At 72.9% G+C, this 25,636-nt stretch carries 25 protein-coding genes and 1 pseudogene; 14 read left to right on the forward strand and 12 right to left on the reverse strand.

Annotation, left to right across the window (positions count from 1 at the left end; genetic code table 11):
• Positions 1-439: 439 nt before the first annotated feature.
• Both ACWGSR_RS06435 and ACWGSR_RS06440 read right to left on the reverse strand, forming a co-directional pair.
• Positions 440-1,243: a purine-nucleoside phosphorylase gene (locus ACWGSR_RS06435; protein ID WP_376237822.1), complete on the reverse strand. Its 804-nt coding sequence runs from the start codon at positions 1,241-1,243 to the stop codon at positions 440-442.
• 203 nt (positions 1,244-1,446) lie between these two features.
• Complete coding sequence (locus tag ACWGSR_RS06440) at positions 1,447-1,884, reverse strand: gamma-glutamylcyclotransferase (protein WP_366371307.1); 438 nt, start codon at positions 1,882-1,884, stop codon at positions 1,447-1,449.
• A gap of 203 nt (positions 1,885-2,087) precedes the next feature.
• On the opposite strand from ACWGSR_RS06440, the gene ACWGSR_RS06445 reads away from it, so the two are divergent.
• Both ACWGSR_RS06445 and ACWGSR_RS06450 read left to right on the forward strand, forming a co-directional pair.
• Complete coding sequence (locus ACWGSR_RS06445; RefSeq protein ID WP_376237826.1) at positions 2,088-3,527, forward strand: NAD(P)H-quinone dehydrogenase; 1,440 nt, start codon at positions 2,088-2,090, stop codon at positions 3,525-3,527.
• Between the two features lie 225 nt (positions 3,528-3,752).
• Positions 3,753-4,676 carry a DeoR/GlpR family DNA-binding transcription regulator gene (locus ACWGSR_RS06450; protein WP_376237877.1) on the forward strand — a complete coding sequence of 308 codons (924 nt, stop codon included), beginning with the start codon at positions 3,753-3,755 and terminating at the stop codon, positions 4,674-4,676.
• 115 nt (positions 4,677-4,791) lie between these two features.
• On the opposite strand, the gene ACWGSR_RS06455 is transcribed toward ACWGSR_RS06450, so the two are convergent.
• Together ACWGSR_RS06455 and ACWGSR_RS06460 are read right to left on the reverse strand one after the other, a co-directional pair.
• A complete protein-coding gene (locus ACWGSR_RS06455; RefSeq protein ID WP_376237828.1) occupies positions 4,792-5,337 on the reverse strand; it encodes a TetR/AcrR family transcriptional regulator in 546 nt (181 codons plus the stop codon).
• An 80-nt stretch (positions 5,338-5,417) separates the two neighbouring features.
• The gene (locus ACWGSR_RS06460) at positions 5,418-7,172 is read right to left on the reverse strand and encodes an acetyl/propionyl/methylcrotonyl-CoA carboxylase subunit alpha (protein WP_376237831.1); all 1,755 of its coding nucleotides are present in this window, start codon (positions 7,170-7,172) and stop codon (positions 5,418-5,420) included.
• Positions 7,173-7,569: 397 nt separating this feature from the next.
• Here ACWGSR_RS06460 and ACWGSR_RS06465 point away from each other — a divergent pair, with 397 nt between their 5' ends.
• Positions 7,570-7,977 carry a hypothetical protein gene (locus ACWGSR_RS06465; protein WP_453563949.1) on the forward strand — a complete coding sequence of 136 codons (408 nt, stop codon included), beginning with the start codon at positions 7,570-7,572 and terminating at the stop codon, positions 7,975-7,977.
• A gap of 15 nt (positions 7,978-7,992) precedes the next feature.
• Here the strand turns inward: ACWGSR_RS06465 and ACWGSR_RS06470 are convergent, their stop codons facing one another.
• From ACWGSR_RS06470 to ACWGSR_RS06485, 4 genes are all read right to left on the reverse strand, one after another.
• Positions 7,993-8,598 carry a nucleoside triphosphate pyrophosphatase gene (locus ACWGSR_RS06470; RefSeq protein ID WP_453563951.1) on the reverse strand — a complete coding sequence of 202 codons (606 nt, stop codon included), beginning with the start codon at positions 8,596-8,598 and terminating at the stop codon, positions 7,993-7,995.
• Positions 8,599-8,664: 66 nt separating this feature from the next.
• Positions 8,665-8,793: a morphogenic membrane protein MmpB gene (gene mmpB / locus ACWGSR_RS06475; protein ID WP_366371321.1), complete on the reverse strand. Its 129-nt coding sequence runs from the start codon at positions 8,791-8,793 to the stop codon at positions 8,665-8,667.
• Between the two features lie 138 nt (positions 8,794-8,931).
• Positions 8,932-9,144 carry an acyl-CoA carboxylase epsilon subunit gene (locus ACWGSR_RS06480; protein ID WP_366371323.1) on the reverse strand — a complete coding sequence of 71 codons (213 nt, stop codon included), beginning with the start codon at positions 9,142-9,144 and terminating at the stop codon, positions 8,932-8,934.
• Positions 9,145-9,173: 29 nt separating this feature from the next.
• Complete coding sequence (locus tag ACWGSR_RS06485; protein WP_376237840.1) at positions 9,174-10,766, reverse strand: acyl-CoA carboxylase subunit beta; 1,593 nt, start codon at positions 10,764-10,766, stop codon at positions 9,174-9,176.
• A gap of 134 nt (positions 10,767-10,900) precedes the next feature.
• On the opposite strand from ACWGSR_RS06485, the gene ACWGSR_RS06490 reads away from it, so the two are divergent.
• The 6 genes and pseudogenes from ACWGSR_RS06490 to hutH all read left to right on the forward strand — a co-directional run bounded on the left by ACWGSR_RS06490 (position 10,901) and on the right by hutH (position 17,575).
• A complete protein-coding gene (locus ACWGSR_RS06490; RefSeq protein ID WP_453563954.1) occupies positions 10,901-11,755 on the forward strand; it encodes a biotin--[acetyl-CoA-carboxylase] ligase in 855 nt (284 codons plus the stop codon).
• A gap of 214 nt (positions 11,756-11,969) precedes the next feature.
• Positions 11,970-13,109: an adenylate/guanylate cyclase domain-containing protein gene (locus ACWGSR_RS06495; protein ID WP_453563956.1), complete on the forward strand. Its 1,140-nt coding sequence runs from the start codon at positions 11,970-11,972 to the stop codon at positions 13,107-13,109.
• A gap of 69 nt (positions 13,110-13,178) precedes the next feature.
• Positions 13,179-13,967 carry an enoyl-CoA hydratase/isomerase family protein gene (locus tag ACWGSR_RS06500; RefSeq protein WP_376237847.1) on the forward strand — a complete coding sequence of 263 codons (789 nt, stop codon included), beginning with the start codon at positions 13,179-13,181 and terminating at the stop codon, positions 13,965-13,967.
• Between the two features lie 122 nt (positions 13,968-14,089).
• Positions 14,090-15,187, forward strand: a pseudogene (locus ACWGSR_RS06505) (diguanylate cyclase domain-containing protein); the annotation flags it as partial.
• Positions 15,188-15,520: 333 nt separating this feature from the next.
• Positions 15,521-15,979: a hypothetical protein gene (locus ACWGSR_RS06510; RefSeq protein WP_453563958.1), complete on the forward strand. Its 459-nt coding sequence runs from the start codon at positions 15,521-15,523 to the stop codon at positions 15,977-15,979.
• A gap of 54 nt (positions 15,980-16,033) precedes the next feature.
• Positions 16,034-17,575, forward strand: coding sequence for a histidine ammonia-lyase (gene hutH / locus ACWGSR_RS06515; RefSeq protein ID WP_366372325.1), 1,542 nt, complete (start codon positions 16,034-16,036; stop codon positions 17,573-17,575).
• 93 nt (positions 17,576-17,668) lie between these two features.
• Here hutH and ACWGSR_RS06520 read toward each other — a convergent pair whose 3' ends face one another.
• Positions 17,669-17,938: a hypothetical protein gene (locus ACWGSR_RS06520; RefSeq protein WP_376237851.1), complete on the reverse strand. Its 270-nt coding sequence runs from the start codon at positions 17,936-17,938 to the stop codon at positions 17,669-17,671.
• A 111-nt stretch (positions 17,939-18,049) separates the two neighbouring features.
• Between ACWGSR_RS06520 and ACWGSR_RS06525 the strand changes: the two genes are divergently transcribed.
• A complete protein-coding gene (locus tag ACWGSR_RS06525; RefSeq protein ID WP_366371337.1) occupies positions 18,050-18,391 on the forward strand; it encodes a hypothetical protein in 342 nt (113 codons plus the stop codon).
• 192 nt (positions 18,392-18,583) lie between these two features.
• Positions 18,584-19,855, forward strand: coding sequence for a L,D-transpeptidase (locus ACWGSR_RS06530; protein ID WP_376237854.1), 1,272 nt, complete (start codon positions 18,584-18,586; stop codon positions 19,853-19,855).
• A gap of 77 nt (positions 19,856-19,932) precedes the next feature.
• Here ACWGSR_RS06530 and ACWGSR_RS06535 read toward each other — a convergent pair whose 3' ends face one another.
• Entirely contained in the window at positions 19,933-20,805 is an 873-nt protein-coding gene (locus ACWGSR_RS06535) for a helix-turn-helix domain-containing protein (protein ID WP_432085592.1), read from the reverse strand.
• 119 nt (positions 20,806-20,924) lie between these two features.
• Here ACWGSR_RS06535 and ACWGSR_RS06540 point away from each other — a divergent pair, with 119 nt between their 5' ends.
• A complete protein-coding gene (locus ACWGSR_RS06540) occupies positions 20,925-21,977 on the forward strand; it encodes an NAD(P)-dependent alcohol dehydrogenase (protein WP_453563962.1) in 1,053 nt (350 codons plus the stop codon).
• Positions 21,978-22,053: 76 nt separating this feature from the next.
• Positions 22,054-22,404, forward strand: coding sequence for a DUF1330 domain-containing protein (locus ACWGSR_RS06545; protein ID WP_376237864.1), 351 nt, complete (start codon positions 22,054-22,056; stop codon positions 22,402-22,404).
• Between the two features lie 32 nt (positions 22,405-22,436).
• Here the strand turns inward: ACWGSR_RS06545 and msrA are convergent, their stop codons facing one another.
• Positions 22,437-23,096: a peptide-methionine (S)-S-oxide reductase MsrA gene (gene msrA / locus ACWGSR_RS06550; protein ID WP_376237867.1), complete on the reverse strand. Its 660-nt coding sequence runs from the start codon at positions 23,094-23,096 to the stop codon at positions 22,437-22,439.
• Between the two features lie 64 nt (positions 23,097-23,160).
• Positions 23,161-24,267, reverse strand: a complete 1,107-nt coding sequence (locus tag ACWGSR_RS06555) for a hypothetical protein (RefSeq protein WP_376237870.1) — start codon at positions 24,265-24,267, stop codon at positions 23,161-23,163.
• Positions 24,268-24,338: 71 nt separating this feature from the next.
• On the opposite strand from ACWGSR_RS06555, the gene ACWGSR_RS06560 reads away from it, so the two are divergent.
• Positions 24,339-25,493 carry a cystathionine gamma-synthase gene (locus tag ACWGSR_RS06560; protein ID WP_376237872.1) on the forward strand — a complete coding sequence of 385 codons (1,155 nt, stop codon included), beginning with the start codon at positions 24,339-24,341 and terminating at the stop codon, positions 25,491-25,493.
• The last annotated feature ends 143 nt before the right edge of the window (positions 25,494-25,636 follow it).

Here is a 25,636-nt window from a genome sequence, read left to right on the forward strand (position 1 = left end):
GTGGGGGGGGGGGGGGGGGGTTTTGGGGGGGGGGGGGGGGGGGGGGGGGGGGGGGGTTGGGGGGGGGGGGGGGGGGGGGGGGGGGGGGGGGGGGGGGGGGGGGGGGGGGGGGGGGGGGGGGGGGGGGGGGGGGGGGGGCGTGCGGGCCGCTGCGCGGAGCCTTTCCCCACCCCACCCCGCCCCTTCCCGTAACCGGGGCTCCGCCCCGGACCCCGCGCCTCAAACGCCGGCGGGGCTGGATTTCGCCCACGTCGGCAAACTCCCCCGGTCGGGCTTTTTCGTACCGGCCGGGTGGGGTTTGGGGGGTCCGGGGGCTCGCCCCCGGTTTCGGGAAGGGGCGGGGTGGGGGAGGAGCCCCGCGCAGCGGCCCCGCCACCCGCCCCCGACCCCGCATCGGTCCACGCCCCGGAGCCCGTCCGGCCCCGGGGCGCGAGAAAAGCTAGATCCGGTCCAGGACCCGCGTCAGCAGTTCGCCCATCCGGGCCGCCGAGTCCCGGCCCGCCTGGAGGACCTCCTCGTGGTTCAGCGGCTCGCCCGAGAGCCCCGCCGCCAGGTTGGTGACGAGCGAGATGCCCAGGACCTCGGCGCCGGCCTCGCGGGCCGCGATGGCCTCCAGGACGGTGGACATGCCGACGAGGTCGCCGCCCATGACGCGGACCATGTTGATCTCGGCCGGGGTCTCGTAGTGCGGGCCGGGGAACTGCACGTAGACGCCCTCTTCGAGGGTCTCGTCGACCTCCTTGCACAGCGCGCGCAGTCGCGGCGAGTACAGGTCGGTGAGGTCCACGAAGTTCGCGCCGACGATCGGGGAGGCGGCCGTCAGGTTGATGTGGTCGCTGATCAGGACCGGCTGGCCGGGGCGCATGCCCTCGCGCAGACCGCCGCAGCCGTTGGTCAGGACGACGGTCTTGCAGCCGGCGGCGACGGCGGTGCGGACGCCGTGGGCGACGGAGGCGACGCCCCGGCCCTCGTAGAAGTGGGTGCGGCCCAGGAAGACCAGGGCGCGCTTCTCGCCGATCTTGTACGAGCGGATCTTGCCGCCGTGGCCCTCGACGACCGGCGGCGGGAAGCCGGGGAGCTCGGTCACCGGGAACTCGGCCTCGGGGGCGCCGAGGGCGTCGACGGCGGGCGCCCAGCCCGAGCCCATGACCAGGGCGACGTCGTGGCTCTCGGCTCCGGTCAGCTCGCGAAGGCGTGCGGCAGCGGCCTCGGCGGCCTCGTACGGGGTGGCAGTTGCGTTCACTGACTTCTCTCGCCTCGGGGAGGGGAGTCCGAGGTGGGCCCCGGACGATTTGATACCCGAAGAAGCGTAGCCGGAGAATCCCTACGCGCGTAGATGACGGTGCTGACGGACATGCGATCGTTGTCTTGTCGTTTCCGACGAAAACCGGAGCGGGCCGGTCCGACGGCGGGTCGCCGACGGGCGGCCGGCGTCCCGCGGACGGCTCAGCAGGGGCGCTTGCGCAGCTCCATCACGTAGTCGTGCGGCGCGCCCGCCGACTCGGCCGCGTCCGCGATCTCGCCCAGGTAGCGGGCCGACGGGAGCCCGCCCTCGTATCCGTTGAGCACGTACACCCAGGCGGGTTCCTCGCCGTCCAGGGTGTGCGCCCGCACCCGCATGCGCCGGTAGACGTCGAGGCCCACGCCCTCCCAGCGGTCCATGGAGTCCTCGTCCATCGGCGCGATGTCGTACAGCGCCACGAAGACCTGGGAGCGGGGGGCCTCCACGATGGTGGCGAGGGCTCCCTCCCACCCCATCTGCTCCCCGCCGAAGGTGAGCCGCCAGCCGTTCAGCCAGCCGGTCCCGCGCAGCGGGGAGTGCGGTGCGCGGCGGCTCATCAGCCGCGCGTCCAGGTTGCCGGCGAAAGCGGCGTAGAGGGACATGGGACCGAGGGTACGGGAGGGGGTGAGGGGGCGGGCCGCTTCCCCGGAGCGTCGCCGGACCCCTTCGGAGGCCCCGCCGCGTGGCCGCGCCGGGCGTGCGGGACAATGGGGTACGCACTTGAAGCGTGCGGGACAATGGCGTACGCACTGCACCCCAGCGGGGGGACCCCCCGGCAGAACGAGAGCGCGAGGCGTAGATCCCAGTGACCCGGATCGTGATCATCGGCGGCGGACCCGGCGGATACGAGGCGGCCCTGGTGGGCGCCCAACTCGGCGCGGAGGTGACCGTCGTCGACACCGACGGCCTCGGCGGCGCGTCCGTCCTGACCGACTGCGTCCCCTCCAAGACCCTGATCGCCACCGCCGAGGTGATGACCACCTTCGACTCCTCGTACGAGGAGCTGGGCATCATCGTCGCGGACGACACCCCGCACATCGACCAGGCCGCCCGGGTCGTGGGCGTCGACCTCGGCAAGGTCAACCGACGGGTGAAGCGCCTCGCGCTCGCCCAGTCCCACGACATCACCGCCTCCGTCACCCGCGCGGGCGCCCGCGTGCTGCGCGGCCGCGGCCGGCTCTCCGGCCGGCAGGCGATGGACGGCTCCCGCCAGGTGGTCGTGACCGCCGCCGACGGCACCGAGGAGACGCTGACCGCGGACGCCGTGCTGATCGCGACCGGCGGCCACCCGCGCGAGGTGCCCGACGCCAAGCCCGACGGCGAGCGCATCCTGAACTGGACGCAGGTCTACGACCTCAAGGAGCTCCCCGAGGAGCTCATCGTGGTCGGCTCCGGCGTCACCGGCGCCGAGTTCGCCGGCGCCTACCAGGCGCTCGGCTCCCGGGTCACCCTGGTCTCCAGCCGCGACCGCGTCCTGCCCGGCGAGGACCCGGACGCCGCCGCCGTCCTGGAGGACGTCTTCCGGCGCCGCGGCATGAACGTCATGGCCCGCTCCCGCGCCGAGTCCGCCAAGCGGGTCGGCGACCGGGTCGAGGTCACCCTCGCGGACGGCCGGGTCATCTCCGGCACCCACTGCCTGATGGCCGTCGGCGCGATCCCGAACTCGGCCGGCATGGGCCTGGAGGAGGCGGGCGTGCGCCTCAAGGACTCCGGGCACATCTGGACCGACCGGGTCTCCCGCACCTCCGCCCCCGGCGTCTACGCGGCCGGCGACGTCACGGGCGTCTTCGCGCTCGCCTCGGTCGCCGCCATGCAGGGCCGGATCGCGATGTACCACTTCCTGGGCGACGCGGTGACCCCGCTCAACCTGAAGACGGTCTCCTCGAACGTCTTCACCGACCCCGAGATCGCCACCGTCGGCTACACCCAGGCCGACGTGGACGCGGGCAAGATCGACGCCAAGGTCGTCAAGCTGCCGCTGCTGCGCAACCCGCGCGCGAAGATGCAGGGCATCCGGGACGGCTTCGTCAAGATCTTCTGCCGTCCGGGCACCGGCATCGTGGTCGGCGGCTGCGTCGTCGCCCCGCGGGCGAGCGAACTGATCCATCCGATCTCGATCGCGGTCGACAACAATCTGACCGTCGAACAGATCGCAAATGCTTTCACCGTGTACCCCTCCCTGTCGGGCTCGATCGCGGAAGTGGCACGGCAGTTGCAGACCCGAAAGTCGGCGGGCGACGCCTAGTCGCCGCGTCCGGCCCGGCTCCCGCCTGCGGGAACGGTTCGCCGACTCGGACAACCCCCGGCAAGCCGGGGCATAGAACGATCAATGACGGGGCCTCCCATACCACTTGGGGGCCCCGTCCGTGCGCAACTTCTGCAATTCGCCGCATACTGCTGAAAAGCATCGCGCGGCCACGTTACTGTCAGTTTCGTGTTCGCTGCAGAACGTCGCCAGTTGATCCTCGAAATGGTGCGCGCCAACGGAGCCGTGTCGCTCCGTGAGCTCGCCCGCGTCGTCCAGACCTCGGAGGTGACCGTACGGAGGGACGTACGGGCCCTGGAGGCAGAAGGACTCCTCGACCGCCGCCACGGCGGTGCGGTGTTGCCGGGCGGATTCACGCGAGAATCCGGCTTCCCGCAGAAATCCCATCTCGCGACCGCGGAGAAGACGGCCATCGCCGACGTCGCGGCGAGCCTCGTCGAAGAGGGCGAGGCCATCGTCGTCGGCGCCGGGACGACCACGCAGGAGCTGGCCCGCCGGCTCGCCCGCGTGCCCGGCCTGACCGTGGTCACCAACTCCCTGCTCGTCGCCCAGGCCCTCGCCCACGCCAACCGGGTCGAGGTCGTCATGACCGGCGGCACCCTGCGCGGCTCCAACTACGCGCTCGTGGGCAGCGGGGCCGAGCAGTCGCTCCAGGGGCTGCGGGTCTCCCGGGCCTTCCTCTCCGGGAGCGGCCTGACCGCCGAGCGCGGCCTGTCCACCTCCAACATGCTCTCCGCGAGCGTGGACCGGGCGCTGGTCCAGGCGGCGGCCGAGGTCGTGGTCCTCGCCGACCACACCAAGCTGGGCTCCGACACCATGTTCCAGACGGTGCCCACGGACGTGATCACCCGCCTCGTCACCGACGAGCCCCCGGCCCACGACGAGCGGGCCGCCACCGAGCTCCAGGCCCTCGCGGACCAGGGCGTGCAGATCGCCGTCGCGGGCACGGGCGGCGCCGGCTCCGCCGGAGGTGACCAGATCCCCCCGGGCGCCCGGCCCCGCCGTGACGTGCCCCTTCCGGTCCAGCGCGGCCGGATGGCGGCGGGCCAGTTCCGGGGCCCGGGCGGCGGACTGGCCGCGGAGACGCTGGAGCGCACGGCCCGGGTCGCGGACCTGCGCCGCCGCTGAGGAGCGGCCCCCGGGCCGCCGTAGGCCGAGGGACCCTCCCCCAGGGGTCCCGCGCCCGGAGCCGTACGCGACTCGGAACCGCGCGTGCCTCCGTACGTGTACGCGCGCGCGTGCCTCAGGCCTCGATGCCCCGCAGCGTCAGCTCCAGCAGGCGGTCCGCCAACTCTCCGTCCTCCGGGCACTGTTCCGCCGTCAGCGCGATCGCGTTGGTGAGCTGCATCAGATCGCCGATCGACACGTCGGCCCGCACCCGGCCCGCCTCCCGGGCCCGGACGAGCAGCCGCTCGCCCGCCGCGCGCAGCGGGTCGCTGCACCCGGAGAGCGCCGAACTCCGGTCGTACGAGGCGGACATCAGCGCGTGCGCGAGGCCCCGGTACTCGCCCGCGTGGGCGACCAGGGCCCGCAGCCACTCCACGAGCGCCCGGCACGGCTCGTCGGCGTCCGCCAGCGCGCGCGAGCGGTCCAGGAGTTCCGCCAGGGCCTCCTGGAAGACGCCGTTCAACAGGTCGGCGCGGGTGGGGAAGTGGCGGTAGAGGGTGCCGATGCCCACGCCCGCGCGGCGCGCGATCTCCTCCAGGGGCACGTCGGCGCCCCGGCCGGCGAAGGCGGCGCGGGCCTCGGCGAGCAGGCGTTCGTGGTTGCGGCGTGCGTCGGCGCGCATGGGTGACGGAGGCCCTCCACTCGGCGAAGGGCCCGCAGGCGGCTGCCTGCGGGCCCTTCGTACCGTACTGGGTGCGACGGTCAGTCCTTGATGTCGCAGATGGAGGCGCCGGAGGTGACCGAGGCGCCGACCTCGGCGTTGAGGCCCTTGACGGTGCCGGAGCGGTGCGCGTTGAGCGGCTGCTCCATCTTCATGGCCTCCAGGACGACGATGAGGTCGCCCTCCTTGACCTCCTGGCCCTCCTCGACCGCGACCTTCACGATCGTGCCCTGCATCGGGGAGGCGAGGGTGTCGCCCGAGGCCGACGGGCCGGACTTCTTCGCCGCGCGGCGCTTGGGCTTCGCGCCGGCCGCCAGACCGGTGCGGGCCAGGGACATGCCCAGCGACGACGGCAGCGAGACCTCAAGGCGCTTGCCGCCGACCTCGACGACGATCGTCTCGCGGCCCGACTCGTCCTCGTCGGCGTCCGCGCCGGCCGGGGCGAAGGGCTTGATCTCGTTGACGAACTCCGTCTCGATCCACCGGGTGTGGACCCGGAACGGGTCCGCGGTGAACGCCGGGTCGACCACGACCGCGCGGTGGAACGTGAGGGCGGTGGCCATGCCCTCGACCTTGAACTCCGCCAGGGCGCGCGCGGCGCGCTGGAGGGCCTGCTCGCGGGTGGCGCCGGTGATGACCAGCTTCGCGAGGAGCGAGTCCCAGGCCGGGCCGATGACCGAGCCGGACTCCACGCCCGCGTCCAGACGGACACCGGGGCCGGTCGGGGGCTGGAAGAGGGTGACGGTGCCGGGGGCCGGGAGGAAGTTGCGGCCCGGGTCCTCGCCGTTGATGCGGAACTCGAAGGAGTGACCGCGGATCTCCGGGTCGCCGTAGCCGAGCTCCTCGCCGTCGGCGATCCGGAACATCTCGCGGACCAGGTCGATGCCCGTGACCTCCTCGGTCACCGGGTGCTCGACCTGGAGGCGGGTGTTGACCTCCAGGAAGGAGATCGTGCCGTCCAGGCCCACGAGGAACTCGACCGTGCCGGCGCCGACGTAGCCGGCCTCCTTCAGGATCGCCTTCGACGCGGAGTAGAGCTGCTTGTTCTGCTCCTCCGTCAGGAACGGCGCGGGGGCCTCCTCCACCAGCTTCTGGTGGCGGCGCTGGAGCGAGCAGTCACGGGTGGAGACCACGACCACGTTGCCGTGGGTGTCGGCCAGGCACTGCGTCTCCACGTGGCGCGGCTTGTCCAGGTAGCGCTCCACGAAGCACTCGCCCCGGCCGAAGGCCGCCACGGCCTCGCGGACGGCCGAGTCGTACAGCTCCGGCACCTCTTCGAGCGTGCGGGCGACCTTCAGGCCGCGGCCGCCACCGCCGAAGGCGGCCTTGATCGCGATCGGCAGGCCGTGCTCCTTCGCGAAGGCCACGACCTCCTCCGCGCCCGAGACCGGGTCGGGCGTGCCGGCGACCAGCGGGGCGCCGGCGCGCTGCGCGATGTGACGCGCCGCCACCTTGTCGCCCAGGTCCCGGATCGCCTGCGGCGGCGGGCCGATCCAGATCAGGTCCGCGTCCAGGACCGCCTGCGCGAACTCGGCGTTCTCCGAGAGGAAGCCGTAGCCCGGGTGGACCGCGTCCGCGCCGGAGTCCTTCGCGGCCTGCAGGACCTTGGCGATGTCCAGGTAGCTGGTGGCCGGAGTGTCACCGCCCAGGGCGAACGCCTCGTCGGCCGCACGGACGTGCAGAGCGTCCCGGTCCGGCTCGGCGTACACGGCCACGCTGCCGATGCCGGCGTCCCGGCACGCCCGGGCCACACGGACAGCGATTTCGCCACGGTTGGCGATGAGCACCTTGCGCACGATGGCTCCCTCCTTGAAACAAGCTGAGTTTAGGGACTGCCGACACGGCCTTTCGACCCGTCCCCAGTGGTGAGCTTTCCCACACGGAGGGTGACCCCGGGCCTGCTCGGATCGTGATTTCCCTTGTCGCACCACGGTACGCAGGGTTCCTTTACGGCACAGTAGCTCCGAGGTGTGGCGCAGGTCTCTGTTCACGTGGCCAGTGGCCGTTCGGGTTTCTTTGTCGGGTCTCTACGAACGCTCCGGCGTTTCTTTGCCCGGCCTCCGGTCGTGGCCCGGCGTGTGCGAACCCTTGTCCAGGGGTTTACCGGCCAGTAGCCTTCCCGCTGTCGATCGTACTGTCGGTAACAGGCGAATCCAGGGGGTGGCCGAGGTGGCCCGCAGACCGATAGCTCTCGTGACGGCCGTGGTGCTCCTCCTGGAGGCACCCGGCATCGTCGCCGTCAACGCCGTCATGGCGCGCTTCGTGGAGGCCCAGTCGATGTCCCTCGACGGCATGGACCCCGACGCGATGGTCACCGGCACCTGGGCCCTCGGCATCGTCTCCGGGGCCGCCCTCGTCCTCTGCGCCCTCGTCGCCCTCCTCGCGGGCCTCCGCGACCGCAGCCCGGGCCGCTTCGGCCGGGGCCTGCTCATCGGCTGCGCGATCGTCCACGGCGTCCTCGGCGCGGTCTCCGTCGGCCTCCTCGGCTGGGAGGCCTTCGCCTTCCTGACGGTCGTTCTGGGCCTGATCGTCCTCACCCTGGTGGCGTACGGGAAGGAGTCCGCGGCGCCGGTCGCGGAGGAGGCCCCGGCCCCCGCCTAGGCCCTGCCCGGACCCTCAGGCCCAGAGGTCGGTGATCTCGACGCCCAGCTTGCGCAGCAGCCGGCGCAGCAGCGGCAGGGACAGGCCGATCACGTTGCCCGGGTCGCCGTCGATGCCGTCGATGAACGGCGCCGAGCGCCCGTCCAGGGTGAACGCGCCCGCCACGTGCAGCGGTTCGCCGCTCGCCACGTACGCCGCCACCTCCTCGTCCGTCGGCTCGCCGAAGCGGACCACGGTGGAGGCGGTCGCGGACTCGTAGCGCTTGGCGGCCGTGTCGTACACGCAGTGGCCCGTCTGGAGGATGCCGACCCGGCCCCGCATCGCCTTCCAGCGGGCGACGGCCTCCTCGGCGTCGGCCGGCTTGCCCAGCGCCCTCCCGTCCAGCTCCAGGACCGAGTCGCAGCCGATGACGAGCGCGCCGGACACCTCCGGCCGGGCGGCCACGTGGGCCGCCTTCGCCTCCGCGAGGGCGAGCGCGAGCTCGGCCGGGGTCGGGGCGTGGACCTTGTCCTCGTCGACGCCGCTCACGATCACCTCGGGAGCGAGTCCGGCCTGCCGCAGCAGACCGAGCCGGGCGGGGGAGGCGGAGGCGAGCACGACACGGCGCGGATCAGCAGTCATGGGGGCAGCGTAGCCAGTGCGGAGGGCCCGGACCCACCGGACCGCCGGGGCACGCGCGCGCGTGGCTCAGCGCACGCCGACCGCGAACATCGCCACCACCATCGCGAGCGCGAGGAGCACGCCCGCGCGGCGGAGCATCGCCTGCGTCTCGCGCATGAACTTGGGCGGCTGGTTCTTCGGGTCGGACCACAGCATGCCTCCGATCCTGCGGCCGGAAGGGCCGCGGCGCCTGAGTACGGATACTCAACCGCGCCGGTGCCGGAGGACCGGACGCACGCGCGCGAAGGGCCGGGCCCCCCGCACACGGGACCCGGCCCTCCGGCCCTGACTTCCCTATGCGGGCCAGTACGACCTCGCCCAGGCCCGCGGGCCCGGGCGCTGCCGTACGGCCCGCGCGATACGGGAGGGGTCCGACCACCCCTCCGGTACCGCCGGGCCGCCGTCCCCGGCGGACGCCGCCGCCGTGGCCGCGGCCCGGGCCTGAACCACCGCCAGTGCGGCGGCCAACTCCTCCGGAGTCGGGTTTCCTCGTACGACCTTGATCATGTCGGCTCCTTGGAGGTCCGGAGGGGCTGCTACAGCGGGATGTTGCCGTGCTTCTTCGGAGGCAGGGATTCCCGCTTCGTACGGAGCTGACGCAGGCCCTTGACGATCTGCGGGCGCGTGTCGGACGGCAGGACCACGCCGTCGATGTACCCGCGCTCGGCCGCCGTGTACGGGTTGAGCAGGGCGTCCTCGTACTCCTGGATCAGCCGCGCCCGCGTGGCCTCGACATCGTCCGCCTCCGCGATGGTGCGGCGGTGCAGGATGTTGACCGCGCCCTGCGCGCCCATGACCGCGATCTGCGCCGTCGGCCACGCCAGGTTCAGGTCCGCGCCCAGGTGCTTGGAGCCCATGACGTCGTACGCGCCGCCGAAGGCCTTGCGGGTGATGACCGTGATCAGCGGGACCGTGGCCTCCGCGTACGCGTAGATCAGCTTCGCGCCGCGCCGGATGATGCCGCCGTACTCCTGGTCCACGCCCGGCAGGAAGCCCGGCACGTCCACGAAGGTCAGGACCGGGATGTTGAAGGCGTCGCAGGTGCGCACGAAGCGCGCGGCCTTCTCGGAGGCGTCGATGTCCAGGCAGCCGGCGAACTGCATCGGCTGGTTGGCGACCACGCCGACCGGGAAGCCCTCGACGCGGCCGAAGCCGGTCAGGATGTTCGGCGCGAACAGCGCCTGCGTCTCCAGGAACTCGCCGTCGTCCAGGACGTGCTCGATGACCTTGTGCATGTCGTACGGCTGGTTCGCCGAGTCCGGGATCAGCGCGTCCAGCTCGCGGTCCTCGTCCGACACCTCGGTGTCCGCGGTCTCCGGGAAGGCCGGCGGCTCCGACAGGTTGTTCGAAGGGAGGTAGGAGAGCAGGGACTTCACGTACTCGATGGCGTCCTTCTCGTCCCCTGCCATGTGGTGCGCCACGCCCGAGGTCGCGTTGTGCGTCCGGGCGCCGCCCAGCTCCTCGAAGCCCACGTCCTCGCCGGTCACCGTCTTGATGACGTCGGGACCCGTGATGAACATGTGCGAGGTCTGGTCCACCATCACCGTGAAGTCGGTGATCGCGGGCGAGTACACCGCGCCGCCCGCGCACGGGCCGACGACCAGCGAGATCTGCGGGATCACGCCGGAGGCGTGGGTGTTGCGGCGGAAGATCTCGCCGTACATGCCGAGCGCGCTCACGCCCTCCTGGATGCGGGCGCCGCCGGAGTCGTTGATGCCGATGACCGGGCAGCCGGTCTTCAGCGCGAAGTCCATCACCTTGATGATCTTCTGGCCGTACGTCTCGCCGAGCGCCCCGCCGAAGACCGTGAAGTCCTGCGAGAACACCGCCACCGGGCGCCCGTCGACCGTGCCGTAGCCGGTGACGACGCCGTCGCCGTAGGGACGGTTCTTCTCCAGGCCGAAGTTGGTGGAGCGGTGCCGGGCGAACTCGTCCAGCTCGACGAAGGACCCTTCGTCGAGGAGGAGGGCGATCCGCTCGCGCGCGGTCAGCTTCCCCTTCGCGTGCTGCTTCTCCACCGCACGCTCCGAGCCGGCGTGGGTGGCCTCGTCGATACGGCGCTTGAGGTCCGCGATCTTGCCCGCGGTCGTGTGAATGTCGATCTCGTACTGCTCTGCCGGCTCGGACATCGGGATGCGGCTCCCTGCCTGGTCACGGGGGGTTCGTTGACTGCGAATGGGCTACTGCTGCCCTACTGACCCGTAGCGTATCCACGCCGATACGGTTCGGCACTGCGGTCTTTGCCACACCTACTCTGGCTTGCATGACGTCCTCACAAGGCTCCGGCGGACGCTGGTCCGACCTCGACCGTCCCCCGCTCAACGCGACCGCACTGCGCCGCGCGCTCGTCCTCCCCGACGGACTGTGGACCTCGCTCGACGTGGTCCCCACCACGGGATCCACCAACACCGACCTCGCCGCCCGGGCCGCCGACCTGCCCGAGGGCGCGGTGCTCGTCGCCGAGGAGCAGACCTCGGGACGGGGCCGCCTCGACCGCACCTGGACCGCCCCCGCCCGCTCCGGGATCTTCGTCTCCGTGCTGCTCAAGCCGGACGTGCCCGCCCACCGCTGGGGCTGGCTCCCGCTGCTCACCGGCGTGGCGGCGGCGACCGGCCTCGCGAAGGCCGCCGGCGTCGACATGTCCCTCAAATGGCCCAACGACCTCCTGGTTTCCGTCCGGGACGAGGAGCGCAAGACCGGCGGCATCCTCGCCGAGCGGGCCGGCCCGGACGGCGTCGTCGTCGGCCTCGGCCTCAACGTCACCCTCCGCGAGGACGAACTCCCCGTCCCCGGCGCCGGGTCCCTCCTCCTCGCCGACGCGGTCTCCACCGACCGCGACACCCTCCTGCGGGCCGTCCTGCGCTCCCTCGCCCAGTGGTACGGCGCGTGGACGCGGGCCGGCGGCGACCCCGAGGCCTCCGGGCTCCAGGAGGCCTACGCGGCCGGCTGCGCGACCCTCGGGCGCCGGATCAGGGCCGAGCTGCCCGGCGAGCGCACCCTGGAGGGCGAGGCGATCGCCCTGGACGGCGACGGGCGCCTGGTGGTGGCCACGGAGGGCGGCGGCACGGAGGCGGTGGGCGCGGGCGACATCGTCCACGTGCGGACGCCGGACCTCTGACCGCCCCGCCGGGGCGGAGGCGCGGCTCCGGAACGGGCCGTGCCCGGCCGGAGAAGGGTCCGGAGCCCGGCCGTACGGGGGTCCGGACCCCGTCCGAGGGACGGAACGGCTCGCCGTCGGGGCGTGAGCCATTCCACACCTGTCGTATCGTGGAGCGCGATCCAGGCGACAGATCGGCAGGGCAAGTGGGCAGGGAACGGGCAGGAGGCGGCCGGTGACCGTCGACGACGAGAACACGGGCGGAACGCCCGAGCCTCCTGCGTACCCCACCCCCCATCACGAGGTCGACCACACGGCCGAACCGAGCGACGACCCCCTCGCCATCCGCCTCGAACAGCTCATCCTCGGCGCGGACCGCCGCTACACCCCCTTCCAGGCCGCCCGCACGGCCGGCGTCTCCATGGAGCTGGCCTCCCGCTTCTGGCGCGCCATGGGCTTCGCCGACATCGGGCAGGCCAAGGCCCTCACCGAGGCCGACGTGCTCGCCCTGCGGCGGCTCGCGGGCCTCGTCGAGGCCGGGCTGCTCAGCGAGCCGATGGCCGTGCAGGTCGCCCGTTCCACCGGGCAGACCACCGCCCGGCTCGCCGAGTGGCAGATCGACTCCTTCCTGGAGGGCCTCACCGAGCCGCCCGAGCCCGGCATGACCCGCACCGAGGTCACGTACCCCCTGGTCGAGCTGCTCCTGCCCGAGCTGGAGGAGTTCCTGATCTACGTGTGGCGCCGGCAGCTCGCCGCCGCCACCGGCCGGGTCGTGCAGGCCGCCGACGACGAGGAGATGGTGGACCGGCGGCTCGCCGTCGGCTTCGCGGACCTCGTCGGCTTCACCCGGCTCACCCGCCGTCTGGAGGAGGAGGAGCTCGGCGAGCTGGTCGAGGCCTTCGAGACGACCTGCGCCGACCTCGTCGCCGCGCACGGCGGCCGGCTCATCAAGACCCTCGGCGACGAGGTGCTCTACGCGGCGGACGACGCCGGCATAGCCGCCGAGATCGCGCTCCGGCTGATCGAGACCCTCGGCCACGACGACACGATGCCCGCGCTGCGCGTCGGCATCGCCTTCGGGACCGTGACGACCCGGATGGGCGACGTCTTCGGCACCACCGTGAACCTCGCCAGCCGGCTCACCTCGATAGCCCCGAAGGACGCCGTCCTGGTCGACAGCGCCTTCGCGAAGGAGCTGACCAGGACCGGCGAGGCGCCCGTCTCGGAGGCGGAGGCGGCCGAGGAGGCGGGCCGCGCGGAGAAGGAGGGCCGCACGCCCGCCGCGTACCGCTTCGCGCTCCAGCCGATGTGGCAGCGGCCGGTCCGCGGCCTCGGCGTCATCGAACCCTGGCTCCTGGGCCGTCGTCCGTCCTAGGATCTCCCCGTGAACGCCGGTTAACAGCCGTTAACGGGTGGGTCCTGGTCGGTGGGAGGGTGTGCGGTCATGTCCGAGCAGCGTTTCGGTGAGTTCGTGGTGGTCCGGCGGGAGGAGCACGTCGCGGAGCTGGTCCTCGACCGGCCCAAGGCGATGAACGCCGTCTCCTCCGAGATGGCCCGCTCCCTCGCGGCCGCCTGCGACGCGCTCGCCGCCGACGCCGCCGTCCGCGTCACCGTCCTCACCTCCTCGAACGACCGGGCCTTCTGCGTCGGCGCCGACCTCAAGGAGCGCAACTCCTTCACCGACGCCGAGCTGGTCCGCCAGCGCCCGACCGCCCGCGCCGCCTACACCGGCGTCCTGGAGCTGCCCATGCCGACCGTCGCCGCCGTGCACGGCTTCGCCCTCGGCGGCGGCTTCGAGCTGGCGCTCGCCTGCGACGTGATCGTGGCCGACGCGACCGCCGTCGTGGGCCTGCCCGAGGTCTCCGTGGGCGTCATCCCCGGCGGCGGCGGCACGCAGCTCCTCCCGCGCCGGGTGGGCGCGGCCCGCGCCGCCGAGCTGGTCTTCACGGCCCGCCGGGTGGAGGCGGCCGAGGCCCGCGAGCTCGGCCTCGTGGACCTCCTGGCGGAGGACGCGCGCACGGGCGCCCTGGAGCTGGCCGGGCGGATCGCGGTCAACTCCCCGGTGGGCCTGCGCGCCGCGAAGAAGGCCATGCGGCTCGGCCAGGGCCTGGACCTGCGGGCCGGCCTGGAGGTCGAGGACGCGGCCTGGCGCTCGGTGGCCTTCTCGGGCGACCGGGCCGAGGGCGTGGCGGCCTTCAACGAGAAGCGGAAGCCGGAGTGGCCGGGGGAGTGACCCGGCCGGTTCGTCCGGTGCCGGTTTCCCGGAGCCGATCCGCCGGCGTCGGTTCGCCCGGTGGGTGACTTTCCGTGACGCCCCGAAGGGGAAAACGGATCAAACCTCCCTAAGCTGGAGGAATGGGTGAGGACGGGCGGCTGCGGGCCGTAGTGGCGCTGGCGCAGAGGATGGCGGCGGCGCACACTCCACGGGAGTTCTGGCGGGCGGCTGCGCTCGGGGCCCGCGACGGGCTCGACGGGAGCTTCGCCGCCCTCTCCGTCTGGGAGCGGGACCACGGACGGCTCAAGGTCCTGGTGAACGCCGGGGAGCGGGCCGTGGGGGAGGAGGAGTTCCCGGACGCGGAGACGTACCCGGTGCACCAGTTCCCCGAGATCACCGAGTTCCTGCACGAGCGCTGGGCGGGCGGCGGCGAGCCGGACGCCTGGGTGGAGACCGCCGCCGACCCCGTCCCGACCGGCCGGGTGACCGGTCTGCGGCGGCGCGGGCGCGGCTGCTGCGTGGTCGCCCCGATCGTGCTCCACGGGCGGGCCTGGGGCGAGCTGTACGTGGCCCGGCCGCCCGAGGTGAAACCTTTCACCAGTGCGGACGCGGGCTTCGCGACCGTCCTCGCGGCGGTCGTCGCGGCGGGCATCGCCCAGGCCGAGCGCCTGGAGGAGGTCCGCAAGCTCGCCTTCACCGACCCCCTGACCGGCCTGGCCAACCGGCGGGCCGTCGACACCCGTCTGGACGAGGCCATCGAGCGCTACCGGACGGACGGCTCCGTGGTGAGCCTGGTGGTCTGCGACCTCAACGGCCTCAAGCGGGTCAACGACACCCACGGCCACGCGGTCGGCGACCGCCTCCTCGAACGCTTCGGCTCCGTCCTCTCCCGCTGCGGCGCCCGGCTCCACGGCGCCCTCGCGGCCCGCCTCGGCGGCGACGAGTTCTGCCTCCTGACGGTCGGCCCGGCGGCGGACGAGGTGGTCGCGGTCGCCGAGGAGCTGTGCGTACGGGCGGCGGAGCTGGAGCTGGGCGAGGGCGTGGCCTGCGGGGTGGCGTCCACGGGCGACCCCATCGGGCCCCTCAAGTCGGCCCGCCGCCTCTTCCGGCTCGCGGACGCCGCCCAGTACCAGGCCAAGGCCGGCCGCTCGGCGAAGCCCGTGGTGGCGGGGCGCGACGGCACGGTCGTGCGCCTCGCGGACGCGCCGCCCGGCGCCCGCGACCGCCGCCGCTTCCGCGACGCGCCGACGGTGGAGCTGCCGGAGCCGGGGACGGTGGCAGCCGGACCGCCGGAGCCGGACCCGGATCCGAACCCGGCCCCGGATCCGAACCCGGCCCCGGACCCGGGCACGAGTCCGGGACCGGAGCGTCCCGAATCCGCGGCCTGGCCCGTGGAGCCGCCGGGCGAGGAGCCGACGGAGACGGCCCTCCGGCCCGAGGGGCCGACAGGGACGGCCCTCCGGCCCGAGGAGCCCCCGTCGGCGGACCGGTGAGGCCGGGCCCCGGGTACTCACCGGAAGTGAGTACGCGCGCGCTGCCCCGGCCCGGGGGCGCGGCGCAAGACTCGGCGCATGGAACAGAACACGGGACAGAACACGGGGCAGAACACGCAGCGGGCACTCGCCGTCCTCCTCCTGACGGCCCTCCTCGCCGCCGGCGCCTGGGCCGCCTGGCTGGGCTGGGACCAGCACCGCGACCAGCACCCCGACGGGTCGGTGAGCGGCCCGTACGAGGTCTGGCAGGTGGCGGGCCTGGTGCTGACCCTCCTGGTGCCGGTGTGCTGGGCGGCGGCCCGGCGGCAGGCCCCGGGCGCCGTCCTCGGCACCACGGCCGGCCTGACCGCCGCCGCCTTCCACGACTGGTCGGACGACGGCAGCGGCCTCTTCGTGATCGGGGTCGGCACGGTCATGGTGGGCAGCCTGGCGGCGACCTCCGTCGTCTCCCTCCTGACCGCCCTCGCGACGGGCTCCCTCGGCGGCGCCGGGAACGGCGGCGGCTCGGTAAGGGACAACCCCCCGCCGGGCCGGTGACGAAATCCCCTAGTGACAGGTCGGTCTTCAATCCGTAGGGTGCTGAATATGGATATGCAGACAGTCGTCCTCGGCACGTCCGGCACGACCCCGCAGGACGTCGTCGACGTCGCCCGCCACGGCGCCCGCGTCGAGCTGTCGACCGAGGCCGTGCAGGCCCTCGCCGCCGCCCGGGAGGTCATCGACGCGCTCGCCGCCAAGCCCGAGCCCGTCTACGGGGTCTCCACCGGCTTCGGCGCCCTCGCCACCCGGCACATCAGCCACGAGCTCCGCGCGCAGCTCCAGCGCAACATCGTGCGCTCGCACGCCGCCGGCATGGGCCCCCGCGTGGAGCGCGAGGTCGTGCGCGCCCTGATGTTCCTGCGCCTGAAGACCGTCGCCTCCGGCCACACCGGCGTCCGCCCCGAGGTCGCCCGCACCATGGCCGACGTCCTCAACGCCGGCATCACCCCGGTCGTGCACGAGTACGGCTCCCTCGGCTGTTCCGGCGACCTCGCCCCGCTCTCCCACTGCGCCCTGGCGCTCATGGGCGAGGGCGACGCCGAGGGCCCCGACGGGCGGGTCCGCCCCGCCGGCGAGCTGCTCGCGGAGCACGGCATCGCGCCCGTCGAGCTCAAGGAGAAGGAGGGCCTCGCCCTCCTCAACGGCACCGACGGCATGCTCGGCATGCTGGTCATGGCCCTCGCCGACCTCGACACCCTCTACAAGTCGGCCGACGTCACCGCCGCCCTCTCCCTCGAAGCCCTCCTCGGCACCGAGAAGGTCCTCGAACCCGAGCTGCACGCCATCCGCCCCCACCCCGGCCAGGCCGCCTCCGCCGCCAACATGCTGGCCGTGCTCAAGGGCTCCGGCCTCACCGGCCACTTCCAGGCCGGCGAGGCCCCCCGCGTCCAGGACGCCTACTCGGTCCGCTGCGCCCCGCAGGTCGCCGGCGCCGGCCGCGACACCCTGGCCCACGCCCGCCTCGTCGCCGAGCGCGAGCTCGCCGCCGCCGTCGACAACCCCGTGGTCCTGTCGAACGGCGAGGTCCGCTCCAACGGCAACTTCCACGGCGCCCCCGTCGCGTACGTCCTCGACTTCCTCGCGATCGCCGCCGCCGACCTCGGCTCCATCGCCGAGCGCCGCACCGACCGGCTCCTCGACAAGAACCGCTCGCACGGCCTGCCGCCCTTCCTCGCCGAGGACGCCGGCGTCGACTCGGGCCTGATGATCGCCCAGTACACGCAGGCCGCCCTGGTCAGCGAGATGAAGCGGCTCGCCGTCCCGGCCTCCGCCGACTCCATCCCGTCCTCCGCGATGCAGGAGGACCACGTCTCCATGGGCTGGTCCGCCGCCCGCAAGCTGCGCACCGCGATCGGCAACCTCACCCGGATCATCGCCGTCGAGCTGTACGCCGCCACCCGGGGCGTCGAGCTCCGCACGGGTCTCACCCCGGCCCCCGCCTCACGGGCCGTCATCACGGCCCTGCGCGCGGCCGGCGTCCAGGGCCCCGGCCCGGACCGGTTCCTCGCCCCCGACCTGGCCGCCGCCGACGCCTTCGTGCGCGAGGGCGGGGTCGTCGCCGCCGTGGAGCCGGTCACCGGTCCGCTGGCGTAAGGACGTTGGAGCACGCGTGAAGGGCCCGCCCCAGCCGGAGTTCTCCGGCCGGAGCGGGCCCTCACGCGCAAGTGCGCGGCGGGGGAACGCGGTTCAGGAGGCCCGGCCCCGGCGGCGCATCGCGAGCACCACGAAACTCGCGCCGACCGCCAGGAACGCCGTCCCGCCGAGCACGTACGGCACGGTGTCCCGGCCGCCGGTCTCCGCGAGGCGCCCGTCGTCCGCGGCGGGACCGTTCGCGGGCACCCCGACCCGTACTCCGCCCCGCTGGTCCACGGCGTTCGCGGACGGTACGAACCACAGGGCGCACAACAGCGTTCCCGCGACGGCGGCGGTCAGCAGGAGACGTCGGGCGGCGGACACGGAGATTTCGATCCTCCTTGCGGAAACCACGAACAGGGCGGCGTGTTGATGCTAATGAACACAGCGGGTCGCGGGAAAGCCGAGGCCCCTCGGACCCCTACGCTCCGAACCATGAGCACTTCTGACACCACGCGCTATGTACGCCTTCGCGTCGATGTGGTCCTGGAGATCGACGGACCGGCCGAACTGGCCGAGGCCGCCGAGGCCCGGATCGACGCCGACGAGTTCATGCCCGAGGAGGAGCGGGAGCACGCCCGTGCCGCCGCGCGCGAGGACGGCGCCGAGGCCCTCGCCTACCTCGTCGAACCCTTCGACCTGATCCGCGACGTCCCCGGCATCGAGATGGTCCAGGCCTCCTGGAGCAGCGAGGAGATCGACTACGACCCCGATGCGCTGGAATGGGACCTCGGGGAGGAGGATGGGGCGGAGGAAGACGACGACGACCAGCCGTAGGGCCGGTGTCCTGCCTGCTCGCGGGCCCCGGGACACCGTTCCGGGGCCCTCCCGCGACACCGGGCGCGCGACGGGAACCGGACGCTCCGCCGACGCGTGTCGATCAGTGGTGTTCCCCACAAATCGTTCGGTTCCCGAACCGAACGCGTTGTCATGGGTATGGAAGCAAGCGTGCACAGGGAATCGGCGACGATGGAGAAGCGTGTGATGACGGACGGCAAGCGCCGCAGGAGCCTGGCGGCCGCGGCTGCCCTGCTCAGCGGTGTGTTGGTGCTCTCGGCGTGCGACGACGGCGACAAGGGCGGCAGCGGCGCCTCCGGAACCGCGACCCCGCAGTCCCAGGAGCAGGTCGACGAGGCGGCGGCGCAGAAGACCTCCAAGGCCCGGATCACCATCTCGCCGAAGAACGGCGCCCAGGACGCCTCCATCAACAACGACGCCAAGGTCACCGTCGCCGACGGCAAGCTCACCGAGGTCGTCATGACCTCCGCCGAGGGCACGGCGGTCAAGGGCGAGATAGCGGCCGACGGCCTCAGCTGGAAGCCGACCGTCGCGCTCAAGCGCGCCACGGTCTACAAGATCACCGCCACCGCGGCGGACGCGGCCGGCCTGGAGGCCCACGAGAACTCCTCGTTCACCACCGTCTCGCAGGCCAACAGCTTCATCGGCAACTTCACGCCCGAGGACGGCTCGACCGTCGGCGTCGGCATGCCGGTCTCGATCAACTTCAACAAGGCGATCACCGACAAGAAGGCCGTCCAGAGCGCCGTCACCGTCAGCTCCAGCTCCGGCCAGGAGGTCGTCGGCCACTGGTTCAACCCCCAGCGCCTCGACTTCCGCCCCGACGCGTACTGGACCGAGGGCTCGACGGTCACGCTGAAGCTGAACCTCGACGGCGTCGAGGGCGCCGACGGCGTCTACGGCGTCCAGCAGAAGACCGTCACCTTCAAGATCGGCCGCAACCAGGTCTCCACCGTCGACGTCGCCACCAAGACCATGACGGTCAAGCAGGACGGCAAGACGGTCAAGACCATCCCGATCTCCGCCGGCTCCCCGGAGAACCCGACCTACAACGGTCAGATGGTGATCTCCGAGAAGTTCAAGGAGACCCGGATGAACGGCGCCACCGTCGGCTTCACCGACGACGACGGCAAGGGCGAGTACGACATCAAGGACGTGCCGCACGCCATGCGCCTGTCCAGCTCGGGCACCTTCATCCACGGCAACTACTGGGGCCCGGACTCGATCTTCGGCTCCTCCAACACCAGCCACGGCTGCGTGGGCCTCAACGACGTCAAGGGCGCCGGCGACCCCAACCAGATGGCCGCCTGGTTCTACGACCACTCGCTCGTCGGCGACGTCGTGATCGTCAAGAACTCCAAGGACAAGACGATCGCCCCCAGCAACGGCCTCAACGGCTGGAACATGAGCTGGTCGGACTGGAAGGCCGGCTCGGCCGCCTGACCTGGTTTCGCCCCCCGCACGCACGCGGAAAGGGCCCCCTCCACCAGGAGGGGGCCCTTCGCGCTCTTCCCACCGGCCTACCGCGCGTCCACGGCCTCGTCCACGCCCCACTGCGCGAGCAGCCGCAGCGCGTCCGCCGAGGGCGTCCCCGGCTCCGCGTGGTACGTCACGAGCACCAGGTCCGGATCGGCGCCGGACACCTTCAGCGTCTCGTACGACAGCTCCATCTCGCCCACCAGCGGGTGCCGCATCCGCTTCGTGCCGTGGCCCTTGTCCGCCACCGTGTGCGCCGCCCACAGCGAGCGGAACTCCTCGCTGCGCACCGACAGCTCGCCCACGAGCGCGAGCAGCTTCGGATCGTCCGGATAGCACCCCGCGTACAGCCGCAGCACGCTCACCACCTCGGTCGCCTTGCACTCCCAGTCGAGGTAGAGGGAGCGCGCGTTCGGGTCGAGGAAGACCATCCGGGCCATGTTCCGCTCGTGCGGCTCCCAGGTGGTGAAGTCGCCGAGCAGCGCCCGCGCCATCCGGTTCCAGGCGAGCAGGTCGAGGCGGCGCCCCAGGACGACGGCGGGCACCCCGTCCATCGAGTCGAGCAGGTGTGCGATGCCCGGCCGCACCTGCTGGGGGCGGGAGATCGCCGCCCGCTGCCGCTTCTTCACCGTCGGCTTCGCCAGGTGCGTCAGATGCGCCCGCTCGGTGTCGCTCAGGCGCAGCGCCCGCGCGATCGAGTCCAGGACCTCCATGGACACGTTCCGGCCGTTGCCCTGTTCGAGCCGGGTGTAGTACGCCACCGAGACCCCGGCCAGCTGCGCCAGCTCCTCCCGGCGCAGCCCCGGCACCCGCCGGTGCCGCCCGAACTCGGGCAGCCCCACGTCCTGGGGCTTCAGCCGGGCCCTGCGGGAGCGCAGGAATTCACTGAGTTCGGCACTGGGGTCCACCCGGCCCATTATCGCCGCCGGTCCGCGCCGGCGGACGCGCGTTCCTGTCCCTGGCAGTAGTAGGCACACCGGTCGTAGGCAGGACAGGTGGCTGGGTGAAGCCGCTGTTCCCGGGCAGGCTCGGGGCCATGACCACGAACGTGACCACCGTCCCCGCCTACGCCGCGCCCGCCGCCCACGCCCCCCTCGCACGCACCACCGTGCCGCGCCGGCCGGTCGGCGAACACGACGTCCTCATCGAGATCAAGTACGCCGGCATCTGCCACTCCGACATCCACCAGGCGCGCGACGGCTGGGGCGAGGGCATCTACCCGATGGTCCCCGGCCACGAGATCGCCGGCGTGGTCGCCGCGACCGGCTCCGGCGTGACGGGGTTCGAGGTCGGCGACCGGGTCGGCGTCGGCTGCTTCGTGGACTCCTGCCGGGAGTGCGAGTACTGCCGCCAGGGCCTGGAGCAGTACTGCGTCGAGGGCGGCACCGGCACGTACAACGCCCGCGACAAGAACGGCGAGCCGACCTACGGCGGCTACTCCACCCACATCGTCGTCGACGAGAACTACACCCTGCGCATCCCCGAGGGCATCGGCCTCGACGAGGCCGCCCCGCTGCTCTGCGCCGGCATCACCCTCTACTCGCCGCTCGCCCACTGGCAGGCCGGCCCCGGCAAGAAGGTCGCGATCGTCGGCCTCGGCGGGCTCGGCCACATGGGCGTCAGGATCGCGCACGCGCTCGGCGCCGAGGTGACCGTCCTCAGCCAGTCCGAGAAGAAGCGGGAGGACGCCCTGAGGCTGGGCGCCGACCACTACCGCGCGACGAGCGACCCGGAGACCTTCACCGCGCTCGCCGGCACCTTCGACCTGGTGATCTCCACCGTCTCGGCGCCGCTGGACTTCGACGCCTACCTGGGCCTGGTGCGCACGGACGGCGCCCTGGTGAACGTGGGCGCCCCCGAGGAGCCGGTCCGGGTCAGCCTGTTCTCCCTGATCGGCGGCCGCAAGACCCTCGCCGGCTCGATGATCGGCTCCATCGCCGAGACGCAGGAGATGCTCGACTTCTGCGCCGCGCACGGCCTGGGAGCGGAGATCGAGGTGATCGCGGCGGACCGGATCAACGAGGCGTACGAGCGGGTGATCGCGAGCGACGTCCGCTACCGCTTCGTGATCGACGCGTCGACCATCTGACGGGTCCGGGACAGCGTGCCGGGGCATGACGTCGGGAGTAATCGACCCGCACGGCATGCCCCGGCACGCTGTCCCCATGACCGCATACGCACTCGGAAACCTGCACCCGAAGCCCGTCCTCGACGAGGAGGTCTTCACGTACATGGAGCGAGTCCAGGCCACCCTGGACCCCTACGGCGGCCGCTTCCTCGTCCACGGCGCCCCCGCCCGCGAGGTCCCGGAGGGCACCTGGCCCGGCGCCCTCGTGATCATCGCCTTCCCGACCTACGAGAACGCCCGCGCCTGGTACGCCTCCGCCCCCTACCAGGCCCTGATCCCCCTCCGCACCCGCCACATGGCCGGCGACGTCCTCCTGATCGACGGGGTCCCGGACGACTACGACCCGGCGACGACGGCGGCCGCGCTGAGGGCGGCAGCGGCGGGGTGACGAGGGCGGACGTCAAGGGCCAATGACAGGGGCTACTCCGCCTTCGCCACCCCGATCGGGCACGAGACCCCCGTGCCGCCGATGCCGCAGTAGCCCGCCGGGTTCTTGTCCAGGTACTGCTGGTGGTAGGCCTCCGCCGGGTAGAACGGGCGGTCGGCGGCCGGCAGGACGTGGGTGGTGATCTCGCCGTAGCCCGAGCCCGTCAGGACCTTCTGGTAGGCCTCGCGGGAGGCCTCGGCCGCGGCGGCCTGGGCGGGGGAGTGGGTGTAGACCGCCGAGCGGTACTGGGTGCCCACGTCGTTGCCCTGGCGGAAGCCCTGCGTCGGGTCGTGGGACTCCCAGAACAGCTTCAGGAGGGACTCGTACGAGACCTTCGACGGGTCGAAGACCACCCGGACGATCTCCGTGTGGCCGGTCAGGCCCGAGCAGACCTCCTCGTAGGACGGGTTCCGCGTGAAGCCGCCCTGGTAGCCGACGAGGGTCGTCCAGACGCCCTCGGTCTGCCAGAACTTGCGCTCGGCGCCCCAGAAGCAGCCCAGGGCGAAGTCGGCGACCTCCAGGCCCTCCGGGTACGGGCCGACGAGCGGGTTGCCGAGGACCGTGTGGCGCGCGGGCACGGAGAACTCCGGCTCGGCGCGGCCCGGCAGGGCCTGCTCGGGGGTGGGGAGGACGGGGGTGCGGGACAGGAACATGCTGCATCTCTCCTCGACGGTCGTCGGCAGTCCGCACAACAAGCGCGGGAGCGCCGGGATTCCCTCAGCGCGGCAGCGTCAGCGGGCTGCCGCCGTTCGCCTCGTACCCCGCCACCGCCAGGTTCCGGAAGACCGTGTACTCCGCCGCCGGGTCCGCGCTCAGCGTCCACGGCACCGCGCCCACGTGCCCGTCCACCTTCACCAGCTGGTGCATGGCCTCCGCCCAGCGCTCGCCCCGCACCAGGAACCACACCAGCAGATGGCGGACGTGCGCCGGCATCGGGTCGTCCGGACGGGCCGAGTGGACCGCGTACAGCGCGCCCTCCACCGCCTTCGACACCACCTGCGTACGGAAGAAGTCCTGCACGAGCACCACGTCCGGCACGTGCTCGTACACCGCGAACAGCGGCAGCGCGGCGAGCAGCGAGCCGCGCGGGGCGCGCGCCGCCGCCGTCGTCGCGAAGTGGTCGGCCTCCTCGCGCGAACCGTGCCACTTCTCGCACCAGTAGTGCAGCGCCGCAAGGTGCGCCCCCATGTGCTGCGGCGCCCGGTCGATCACCTGCGCCCACACCTGGTCGAACCGTTCGTGCTCGTAACCGAGACCGCGCGCCACCGCCAGCTGCGTGATGTACGGGACGGGGTCGCCCGGGGCGAGCAGCGCCGCCTCCTCGGTGACCTTCAGCGCCTCCTCCAGGATGATCCGGAAGTCGTCGCTCCCGGCCGCCGAGGAGCGCCACGCCTGCTGCACCAGGAACTCGGCGTGCACCGCCGCCCCGCCCGGGTCCTTCGGCGCGTCCGCCCGCCACGCCCGCAGCCACGCCCCGCCGACGCCCGGCCTCTCCCCGAGCTCCAGGGAGGCCGCGCCCGCGAACGCCTGCACGCGCTGCCAGCGCAGCTCGCCGTCCTTGCCGGTCCCGGCGAGCAGCTGCGAGGCCGCCTTCCAGTCCTGGGTGGCCTGCACGACGTTCAGCACGTCGAGCAGGTCCTCGTCCGCCCCCGGCAGCCGCACGTCCTGGTCCTCCTGCGGCACGAACCCGTACGCCTCCGGGTCCGCCGCGTCGGGCGACCCCGGCACGGCCAGCCGGATGCCACCGCCCCGGCGGCGCAGCACGTAGGGGCCGAGGACGCCGAACAGCAGCCCGAGCGCGATGAGGAACCAGAGAATCTCCATGTGTCCATTGTCCAGGACAGGCCGTGAGACGAACGCGGCGGCAGGGGCCCGGCGGCACTACGCTCCTGAGCATGAGCGACCAGCACATCCACCAGAGCTTCGAGACCCGCGCGATCCACGCGGGCAACACCGCCGACCCGCTGACCGGCGCGGTCGTCCCGCCCATCTACCAGGTGTCCACGTACAAGCAGGACGGCGTGGGCGGGCTGCGCGGCGGTTACGAGTACAGCCGCAGCGCCAACCCGACCCGCACCGCCCTGGAGGAGAACCTGGCGGCCCTGGAGGGCGGCCGGCGCGGCCTCGCCTTCGCCTCCGGCCTCGCCGCCGAGGACTGCCTGCTGCGCGCGCTGCTGGTCCCCGGCGACCACGTCGTCATCCCGAACGACGCCTACGGCGGCACCTTCCGGCTCTTCGCCAAGGTCGTGCAGCGCTGGGGCGTGGACTTCTCGGTCGCGGACACCTCCGACGTCGCCGCCGTGCGGGACGCGATCAACGACCGTACGAAGCTGATCTGGGTCGAGACCCCCTCGAACCCGCTCCTCGGCATCACCGACATCGAGGCCGTCGCGGGCGTCGCCCGCCAGGCCGGCGTGAAGCTCGTCGTCGACAACACCTTCGCCTCGCCCTACCTCCAGCAGCCGCTGGCGCTCGGCGCGGACATCGTCGTGCACTCGCTCACCAAGTACATGGGCGGCCACTCGGACGTCGTCGGCGGCGCCCTGGTGACGGCCGACGCGGCCCTCGGCGAGGAGCTGGCGTACCACCAGAACGCGATGGGCGCGGTCGCCGGGCCGTTCGACTCGTGGATCGTGCTGCGCGGCATCAAGACCCTCGCCGTGCGCATGGACCGGCACAGCGAGAACGCCGAGAAGGTCACCGAGATGCTGACCCAGCACCCGAAGGTGACCCAGGTCCTCTACCCGGGCCTCCCGGAGCACCCGGGCCACGAGATCGCCGCCAAGCAGATGCGGTCCTTCGGCGGCATGATCTCCTTCCGCGTGGAGGGCGGCGAGGAGGCGGCCGTCGAGGTCTGCAACCGCGCGAAGCTCTTCACCCTCGGCGAGTCCCTGGGCGGCGTCGAGTCCCTCATCGAGCACCCGGGCCGGATGACCCACGCGAGCGTCGCGGGCTCCGCCCTGGAGGTCCCGGCCGACCTCGTCCGCCTCTCGGTGGGCATCGAGAACGCCGACGACCTGCTCGCCGACCTGCGGCAGGCGCTGGGCTAGACCCGGCGGCGGACGTACGACGGCCGGGGGGGGGGCCCCCCGGGGCCCCCCCCCGCCGGGGGGGGTGTTTGGCGGGGGGGGGGGGGGGGGTTGCGGGGGGGGGAGGTGGGGTGTGGGGGCCCCCCGCCGCGGCCCGAGCGGCA

The organism is Streptomyces sp. NPDC055632, assembly GCF_053618675.1.